The following is an 8,816-nucleotide window of genomic DNA, read 5'->3' on the forward strand; positions in this document are numbered from 1 at the left end:
CATCCATCACAACAGGTCAACGGAACAAGCGATCAAAGGGACACGCCACCGGCGAGTGAACCTGACCAGGCCCTACTAGCAGTCCGGTACGGTCCCGGCGTCCGGCCGAAGCCACGGCGAAACGTCCACCGCCAACACCAGCCGGCCGTCCGCGGCCCGCGGCAGCGGCACCCCGGCCAGGACCCGCCGCAGCCGGGCAACATCCACCCGTCCGCGGTTGAGACCGGCATAGAGGGCACCGTGCCCCCGGCGGTGCTCGGGCGCCAGCGCGAGGTCGACCAGCGACCGCACCGGCCCATCGGTGCACAGAACCGCGTCCGCCAGCTCGAACAACGCGTCCGCGCGAGCGGTCAGGCAGTCGTAGAAGTCGGTCCGGAACCGGGACAACACGGTCAGGGACTCGACGCGAACAACGTCGTGCAGCAGACTCACCCTCGCGGCCTTGGCATGATCAACAGCGTCTCGACAACGCACATGATCACACCAAGGCCGCACCACTGCCGCACCAACCCTCGCAGGCCAACCGGCCCTCAACGCACTTGTGCGGCAACGTCGTTAAACAACAAGTGTACGTCCAGCAGCTCGGGCATTCGAGCAGGTGAAAGGAGGTTCGGATGTAACCGGGCGTCAAGCTCAGGGCAGCCAGCCGGTGGAAGTCCGGTCCGGGGAGACGCCAGGGTCCCCGGTAGCTGACTCCCGGCGTCGTTCGAGAGGGCGGCGTCGAAGTGGAGTGACAAGCGTCCTTCGGGGGCGTGCGACCGACCAGTCCGCAACATCAAGTGAAGCCTGCAGCACCGTCATTTAACCCCCGCTCCGAGAGGAGTAGGCCAAGGAGGAGCCGAGCCTGTGCTTGTTCGGCGAAGGCCAAGGAAGGCGTCCCAGATCCTGGAACGGGCGCTCAAGAACCTCCCGGTGTAAGGGGCGTGGAATGGTCGGAAGGGTGTCCTGGGAACTGGAGAGGGCCTACTCGGCCCCGGGCATGCGGCCCGGGAGTGTGGCTCGCCTATAACCGGCGGAACCGGGAAGTGGCGGGCTGTCGAGAGGCAGTCGGAGGGGGTCGTAGTAGTGCCGATCGGCGGGACAACACAACCCGTCAGGAGCGAAGGGCCCGGGGGTCGAGGAACATCTGTGTCAGATCGTGCGCTAAGCCTCCGGCACTGCTGGTGAGCGGCCCCGAGGGTGCCGGCTGCCGGGCCGGTCGGAAGTTGTTCCACGGATAACGCCCTATTATCTGCGGGAGATTGGTTCGTCACCTGCGGTGACGTTCTCCGGGCCGTACGTGAAGCGGCCCTGTTATCCGTGGCAAGGGGGAAGCGGTGCCCACCGTGGTGCAACTGCCGGCCGGGAAGGCGTTGACCGTCCGCGCGGCGGCAGACGCCTTCCTTGACTCGCTGCGCAATCCGAACACGGTCCGCAGCTACGGAGTCGGCGTCGGCAAGACCGCCGAGCGGATCGGGGAGGCCCGCCCGCTGGGGTCGGTCGCGGACGACGAGATCGGCGAGGCCCTGGAACTGCTGTGGGGCACTGCGGCGGTCAACACCTGGAACGCCCGCCGGGCGGCAGTGCTCTCCTGGCTGGGCTGGTGCGAGTCGTACGGCTACGACGGCCCGGCGGTCCCGGCCTGGACGAAGCGGCTGGCGGTGCCGGACTCCGAGACCCCGGCCCGATCGAAGATGGCCGTGGACCGGCTCATCGCCCGCCGCGAGGTCCACCTGCGGGAGAAGACGCTGTGGCGGATGCTCTACGAGACCGCCGCCCGCGCGGAGGAGATCCTCGGCGTGAACATCGAGGACCTGGACCTCGCCGCCCGCCGCTGCCCGGTCAAGGCCAAGGGCGCCCGCAGCAAGGCCCGCCGCCGCGGTCAGGCCCGCGAGGACTTCGTGCTGGAGACGGTCTACTGGGACGCCGGCACCGCCCGTCTCCTGCCCCGCCTGCTGCGCGGCCGCACACGCGGACCGGTGTTCGTCACCCACCGCCGCCCCGGGCCGGGGAAGGTCGTCAGCCCGCGCGACGTGTGCCCGGACACCGGCCTGGCCCGCCTCTCCTACGGCCAGGCCCGCGCGCTGCTGGACGAGCACACCGCCGTGCGCGGGCCGGGGACGGGCTGGGACCTGCACGAGTACCGCCACGGGGCCCTGACTCACCTCGGTGAGCAGGGCGCCTCCTTGCTGATGCTGATGGCGAAGTCGCGGCACAAGAAGCCGGAGAACGTCCGCCGCTACTTCAAGCCGTCCCCCGAGGCGATTTCGGAGCTGACCAGTCTGCTCGCACCTGGCGACAGCCGCCGGTGAATGTGCGGTGCTGCCGAGACTGGTGCGGATCCGCGTCCGCGTCTCCCCCTGTCCGATGCGGGCCGCGGAGAGACTGGGGCACTTGCTATAATCCAGCTGTCGGCCTTCGGCGCCCCAAGTTGGGTGCGCGTGAAGGCTTTTTTCATGCCTTCTGACACATCTGCCTCCGGCACTCCTCCCACCACCTACCGTGACCTGCTCAGCAACCGTGAATTCGTCGGGCTGTACGCCAGCTTCACACTGACGGTCGCCGCGAGCACCTTGTCGGGCTTCGCGCTCGGCACGCTGGTCAACCAGCAGACCAAGTCCCCGTTCCTGACCGCTGTGAGCATGTACGGGGCCACCTTCGCGACGGTACTCGGTGCGCTGACGCTGATGTCGGTCGCGGACGGAAGCCGTCCTCGCCGGACCCTCGTCGCGCTCCAGTGCGTCTCGCTCGTAGGTGTTGCCGCACAGGCGGTTCCAGGGCTGCCGCTCGCCGCCCGGTTCGGTCTGCTCCTTGTACTGGGGTTCTTCCAGTCCCTGGGAACGGGCGCACGGATGGGGCTGCTCGCCGAGGTCGTGCCGACCTCGGCCTCGGGGAACATCGGTACAGCGGTTAACGCTAAGCCGGTGATCATGGCCCCGGCCTCGGGAGTATCGGTACAGCGGTTGGCGCTGAGAACGATCACGGCCCGGTCGGTGTGAGCGCGCTGACGCGGTTCTCGTACTCGCGGCGGGCCTTGCGCTGCGCCGGGACCGCGGGCAGGCCGTGGCCGCCGTCGGGCGGCTGGCAGCGGGCGAGGAACTGGCGGTGCACGGAGGGTGCGGCGGTGACGCGCAGGGTGTAGCCCTGGCCGCGTCGTACGGTCACGCCCTGGTCGCGCGCGGGGCGCGCGACGTCGTCCAGCTCGGCGCTCTGGAGGAAGTCGGCGACCTTGCCGGGCATGTCGAGAGTGACCAGCAGTTCCGGCGGCGAGGTCTCTTCCACTGCGGCGACGTGTTCCGGCAGGAGGTCGTCGATGGCGGTGCGTACGGCGCCGCGGCTGACATGGTGCTCTCGGGCCAGGGCGGCGATGGACCGGCCGGCCAGGAAGGCGGTGCGCACGGTGGTGATCGTTTCGCCCGCGAGGGCGGGTCGGCGTCCGCCCTTGTTGCCCTTGGCCGCGGCGGCGCGCAGTCCGTCGTAGGTCAGCTCGCGTTGGAGTTCGCCGGCGGCGGCGAGGGTCTGGACCATGAACTTCACGGTGGACAGCAGTTCGCCGGTGCGCGGGTGGCGGGCGGTGAGGTCCATGGCGGAGAACGCGCCGTCGTGGATGCGCAGGGCGAGCTGGTCGCGGTGCAGGACTTCGAGGACGTCGAGGATGTGCTGGTTGCCGCGCACGAGGCGGAACATCTCGGAGATGTGGACGGTGTCGCCCGGCCGCGCATAGGTGAGGAGTTCGCCGAACTTGGGACGCTGGAGCGGGTGGAGGTGGCTGGAGGTGCCCGAGTCCTCCTCGAAGACGATCGGGTCCTCGATCCCGGCCTCGGCCAGGACGAGGTCCTGGCGGGCGGTGGACTGCTGGTCGGTCGACACTCGCTTGTAGACGAGATTGGCCACGCTGTTTCCCCGCTTCTGTCGCCGCATCGGACCTTGGGTGTCATCTAACCCTGTCGTCATCCGTCATCGGATCTCATTGGATCGGAGCCGCCGTCAGGCCCCGGAATCACCGGGTTCATTGGACGCCTGCCGCGCCTGTCGTCATTCGATCGTTTGACGACAGGATCGGCGTGAGGAACCGGGCTCCTTGGCGCAGGGGTTCTCAGTCACTGGGCTGCGGGGCGGGAGGGCTGGGGCATGGCGTCCCAGGAGGCGAGGAGGCGCAGTTCCTCGGGGGAGGGGGAGCCGGGTTCCGCGGTGTAGATGGTGAGGGTGAGTCCGGGGGCGGCGGCCATCTCCAGGCCCTCGAAAGCGAGGGTGAGGTCGCCCACGGCGTGGTGGTGGAAGTGCTTGGTGCCGGTGCCGTGGTGACGGACGTTGTGGGCGCCCCAGCGGGTGCGAAAGGCGTCGCTGCGGGTGGACAGCTCCCCGACGAGGTCGTGCAGGTCCTTGTCGTGCGGGTTGCGGCCGGCCTCCGTGCGCACGATGGCGACGGTGACGTCGGCGAAGGACTCCCAGTCGGGTAGAAGTGGTGAGCGGCGGGGTCGAGGAAGGTGAAGCGGGCCAGGTTCTGCTGGTTGCCCGGTGTGGCGTAGAGGTCGCTGTAGAAGGCGCGGGCGAGCGGGTTGGCGGCGAGGACGTCCATGCGGCCGTTGCGGACGAACGCCGGTCCGGCGGTGACGGCGTCCAGGGTCCACTGGAGGCTGCGGTGCGGCTTCCACTGGTCCTTGGTGCGCCGGCGGCGGGGGCGGGTGAGGGAGTCGGAGCCGTCGGCGGCCTGGGCCAGGTTCACCAGGTGGGCGCGTTCGGCGTCGTCGAGCCGCAGGGCGCGGGCGAGGGCTTCGAGGACGGAAGGGGAGACGCCGGCGAGGTTGCCGCGTTCCAGTTTGGAGTAGTACTCCACGCTCATGTCGGCCAGCGCGGCGACCTCGCTGCGGCGCAGTCCGGGAACGCGCCGGCGGGGGCTGGTGGGCAGTCCGGCCTGGTCGGGGGTGATCTTGGCTCGCCGCGAGGTGAGGAACTCGCGGACCTCCTCACGGTTGTCCATGGGCTCGACGGTACGTCTCGCCCGCGTCCGTAGGGATGTACTGCTGGTACACCCCTTGTCAGTGACTCGCTGCGCGTGCGAAGGACGGGTTACCTGGATGACGTGGCGCTTTCCCCGCCGTCTCTGCGGCGGGGAGGGAACGCCACGGTCCCATGGTGTTCCCGCCCCCGGGAGTGCCGGTACGCGGGCCGCCCCGGGCGGCCCAGCCCCCTTCGCAAGGTAAGGAAATCCCTGATGCGCGGAGCGATGATCTACGCCCCCGGCGATGTGCGTTTCGAGACCGTGGACGACGCGAAGATCCTCCACCCCACCGATGCCGTCATCCGGACGGCGGTGACCTGCGTGTGCGGTTCGGACCTGTGGCCGTATCGCGGTGTGGAGCCGATCGGGGAGCCGCACCCGATGGGCCACGAGTACGTCGGTTTCGTGGAGGAGGTCGGCTCCGAGGTCACCTCGCTGCGGCCCGGCCAGTTCGTCGTCGGCTCCTTCGCCACCTCCGACAACACCTGCGCGAACTGCCGAAACGGCTTCCAGTCGAACTGCCTGCACCGCGAGTTCATGTCCACCTGCCAGGCCGAGTACGTGCGCATCCCCAACGCCGCCGGCACCCTGGTCGCCACCGACGAGGTGCCCGGCAAGGAGTTCTGGCCGGGCCTGCTGGCCGTCTCCGACGTGATGGGCACCGGTTGGTGGGCCGCGAACGCCGCCGAGGTGAAGCCCGGCTCGACCGCCGTGGTCGTCGGCGACGGCGCGGTGGGCCTGTGCGGGGTGATCGCCGCGAAGGAGCTGGGCGCGGAGCAGATCATCGCCATGTCGCGGCACGAGCCCCGTCAGAAGCTCGCCCGGGAGTTCGGCGCCACCGACATCGTCACCGAACGGGGCGACGAAGGCGTGGCGAAGATCAAGGAGCTGACCGGCGGAATCGGCGCCGACAGCGTGCTGGAGTGCGTCGGCACCGCCCAGGCCATGAGCCAGGCGCTGCACTCGGCCCGGCCCGGCGGGAACGTCGGCTTCGTCGGCGTCCCCCACGAGGTCGCGATCGACGGGCAGGAGCTGTTCTTCTCCCACGTCGGCCTGCGCGGCGGCCCCGCCCCCGTACGCCGCTACCTGCCCGACCTGATCGACCGCGTCCTTGCGGGCCGGATCGACCCGGGCAAGGTCTTCGACCTCACCCTGCCGCTGGAGCAGGTCGCAGAGGGCTACCAGGCGATGGACGAGCGCCGCGCGATCAAGACGCTTCTCACGCCCTGACTTGCCCCTTTCTTACTCGCACACCAGGGGCGCAGCGCTCTGCCGCCCGGCGCCCGTCCTCTTTTCGAAGGGAACCATCGTGACCACGTTCGCTCTCGTCGGCGCCGGCCCGGGTCTGGGTCTGGCCGCCGCCCGGCGCTTCGGCGCCGCCGGCCACCGCGTCGCTCTCCTCTCGCGCAGCATCCAGCACCAGGACAACCTGGTGGCCGAGCTGGCCCGGGACAACGTTCAGGCCCGCGGGTTCACCGCCGACGTCCTCGACCCCGATTCCCTCACCGCGGCCCTGCACGCGGCGGCCGAGGAGCTGGGGCCGGTCGAGGTCCTCCAGTTCAGCCCCGTGCCGCGCGGCGACTTCATGAAGCCGGTCCTGGAAACCGGCGCCGCCGACCTGGACGACCCGCTGGCCTTCTCCGTCAAAGGCCCGCTCACCTGCGTGAACGCCGTCCTGCCCGGGATGCGGGAGCTGAGCCGGGGCACGCTGCTGTTCGTCAACGGCGGCAGTGCCGTCCGCCCCAACCTCCAGGTGGCCGGGACCTCGATCGCGTTCGCCGCCGAGAGCGCCTACGTGGCGATGCTCCACGACGCCCTTGCGCCGGAGAACATCCACGCCGCCCAGTTGATCGTCCCCGGTGCGATCCGCCCGGACGCCGAGCACTCCAGCCCCACCGCTCTGGCCGAGCGCCTGTACGCCCTCCACACCGAGCGCGGCGCCTTCCGGCACTACGCCGAGCCGATGCCCGCGTGACGGCCCCCGGGACACCTCTCATGAACCGTGCAGTGCGCCGTCTGGTCCGCGCCGCTGCGGCAGCCGCCCTGCTGCTGGCCGTGACCGCCTGCTCCGGCAACGTGCGAGAGAACACCCCGGCCACCGTGTCCTCCGCCGCCGTGTCCTCCGCGTCCGCGGGGCAGCAGCGGACGACGGCCTCCACCCCGCCCTCCCCTTCCGAAAGGAGCATCCCCATGGAGACGAAGATCAGCGTCACCCTTGACGGTCGCTCCGTCGGGGCCACCTTGAACAACAGCCCCGCCGCCCGCGACTTCGCCGAGCTCCTCCCGCTCACCCTGGATCTTCAGGACTTCCACTCCACGGAGCGGATCGCCGGCCTGCCGCGCAAGCTGGACACCGACGGCGCCCCCGCACCGGTCGCGGCCAAGGTCGGCGATATCGCCTACTACGCCCCCTGGGGCAACCTGGCCCTCTTCTACCAGGACGGGCCCGCACCTTCTGCCGACCTGCTCGTCCTGGGCCACCTCGACGTCGGCGCCGACCAGCTCGGCCGGGCGACGCGCATCACCATCGAAGCCACCTCCTGACTCCCAGAGGAAGAGAAGTACCCCCTATGCCTTCCGCCACCGGCACCCGGGCGGGCAAGCTGCCCCTCGTCGTGTGGGTGCTCGCCGCCGGCACGTTCCTGATGGGCACCACCGAGTTCGTCATCGCCGGACTGCTCCCCGAGATCGCCGGCGACCTGGGCACCAGCGTCTCCCACGCCGGCCTGCTGATCACCGCCTTCGCCATCGGCATGATCGTCGGCGGGCCGACCATGGCCCTGGCCACCCCGCGCCTGCCCCGCCGCCTGACCCTCACCTCGGCCCTCGCGGTCTTCGCCCTGGGGCACGTCGTCGCCGCGCTCAGCTCCTCCTTCACCGTGATCCTGGCCGCCCGGGTGATCACCGCGCTGGCCACCGGCGCGTTCTGGGCCGTCGGCTTCGTCATCGTCACCGCCGCCGCCGGCCCCGCGCGAGCCACCAGGGCGGTGGGCGTCATGATGGGCGGCCTGACCCTGGCCAACGTCGTCGGCGTGCCGGTCGGCTCCTTCGTCGGCCAGTACACCGGGTGGCGCGGCCCCTTCTGGGCCCTGGCGGTCCTCGCCGCGCTCGCGGCCGTGTTCGTCGGCCGCTTCATCCCCCGAACGGAGCAGCGGGCCGACGTGTCGGTGCGGGCCGAGGTCCGTGCCCTGCGGCAGGGCCGGCTGTGGCTGGCGCTGGCCGCCGCCGTGCTGATCATGGGCGGGGTCCTAGCCACCTACACCTACATCACCCCGCTGCTGACCGACCGCGCCGGCATCCCGGCCGGGGCCGTCCCGCTGGTCCTGATCGTCTTCGGGCTCGGCGCGCTGGGCGGCACCGCGATCGGCGGCCGGCTCGGGGACCGCCACCCGATGGCCACCACGATCACCGCCGCCGCCGTGACTGCCCTGGCCCTCTTCCTGCTGATCCCGCTGTCGACCGGGCCGGTCACCGCCGTCGCCCTGGTCTTCCTCATGGCCCTGGCCGGGTTCACCGTCAACCCCGTGGTCACCGCGCTCGCCGTCCGCTTCGCGGGCGATGCCCCCACCCTGACCTTGGCGCTGACCACCTCCGCCTACAACACCGGCATCGCCGCCGGCTCCGCCCTCGCCGGAACAGCCCTGGACTCGTCCCTCGGCCTGAGCGGACCGGCCCTGGTCGGCACCCTCTCCGTCACCCTCACCCTCCTGCCGCTCATCGTCCTCGCCCTCACCGGCGCCCGGCGCCCGGACCGGATCGTCGCCCAGCGCACCGCCCCGGCCCCCGCGCCCGACGGCGCCACCGCACCGGTGCCCTCGCGGCACTGACCCACCCC

At 70.8% G+C, this 8,816-nt stretch carries 6 protein-coding genes and 3 pseudogenes; 6 read left to right on the forward strand and 3 right to left on the reverse strand.

From position 1 onward, the window contains the following. Positions 1-81: 81 nt before the first annotated feature. Positions 82-432: pseudogene (locus tag LCE31_RS31905) on the reverse strand (transposase); the annotation flags it as partial. 884 nt (positions 433-1,316) lie between these two features. Between LCE31_RS31905 and LCE31_RS31910 the strand changes: the two are divergent. Beyond that, a complete protein-coding gene (locus tag LCE31_RS31910; protein ID WP_225020594.1) occupies positions 1,317-2,291 on the forward strand; it encodes a tyrosine-type recombinase/integrase in 975 nt (324 codons plus the stop codon). Positions 2,292-2,435: 144 nt separating this feature from the next. Then, positions 2,436-2,867: pseudogene (locus LCE31_RS31915) on the forward strand (hypothetical protein); the annotation flags it as partial. A 91-nt stretch (positions 2,868-2,958) separates the two neighbouring features. Here the strand turns inward: LCE31_RS31915 and LCE31_RS31920 are convergent. Further along, entirely contained in the window at positions 2,959-3,873 is a 915-nt protein-coding gene (locus tag LCE31_RS31920; protein WP_225020598.1) for a recombinase family protein, read from the reverse strand. 206 nt (positions 3,874-4,079) lie between these two features. Then, positions 4,080-4,960, reverse strand: a pseudogene (locus LCE31_RS31925) (helix-turn-helix transcriptional regulator). A 234-nt stretch (positions 4,961-5,194) separates the two neighbouring features. Here LCE31_RS31925 and LCE31_RS31930 point away from each other — a divergent pair. The 4 genes from LCE31_RS31930 (at position 5,195) to LCE31_RS31945 (ending at position 8,808) form a co-directional block, all read left to right on the forward strand. After that, the gene (locus tag LCE31_RS31930; RefSeq protein ID WP_225020600.1) at positions 5,195-6,211 is read left to right on the forward strand and encodes a zinc-dependent alcohol dehydrogenase family protein; all 1,017 of its coding nucleotides are present in this window, start codon (positions 5,195-5,197) and stop codon (positions 6,209-6,211) included. Between the two features lie 79 nt (positions 6,212-6,290). Further along, complete coding sequence (locus LCE31_RS31935; RefSeq protein ID WP_225020602.1) at positions 6,291-6,956, forward strand: SDR family NAD(P)-dependent oxidoreductase; 666 nt, start codon at positions 6,291-6,293, stop codon at positions 6,954-6,956. Between the two features lie 20 nt (positions 6,957-6,976). Beyond that, entirely contained in the window at positions 6,977-7,525 is a 549-nt protein-coding gene (locus LCE31_RS31940) for a cyclophilin-like fold protein (RefSeq protein ID WP_225020604.1), read from the forward strand. Between the two features lie 26 nt (positions 7,526-7,551). Further along, a complete protein-coding gene (locus LCE31_RS31945) occupies positions 7,552-8,808 on the forward strand; it encodes an MFS transporter (RefSeq protein ID WP_225020605.1) in 1,257 nt (418 codons plus the stop codon). Positions 8,809-8,816 lie beyond the last annotated feature (8 nt).

The sequence above is a fragment of the Streptomyces sp. 8L genome (assembly GCF_020176795.1).
Classification (GTDB): domain Bacteria; phylum Actinomycetota; class Actinomycetes; order Streptomycetales; family Streptomycetaceae; genus Streptomyces.

What these genes read in the sequence shown, in the direction of transcription:
- LCE31_RS31940 (WP_225020604.1), top strand. Translation starts at nt 6,977, where the DNA reads ATGAACCGTGCAGTGCGCCGTCTGGTCCGCGCCGCTGCGGCAGCCGCC.
- LCE31_RS31930 (WP_225020600.1), top strand. Translation starts at nt 5,195, where the DNA reads ATGCGCGGAGCGATGATCTACGCCCCCGGCGATGTGCGTTTCGAGACC.
- LCE31_RS31945 (WP_225020605.1), top strand. Translation starts at nt 7,552, where the DNA reads ATGCCTTCCGCCACCGGCACCCGGGCGGGCAAGCTGCCCCTCGTCGTG.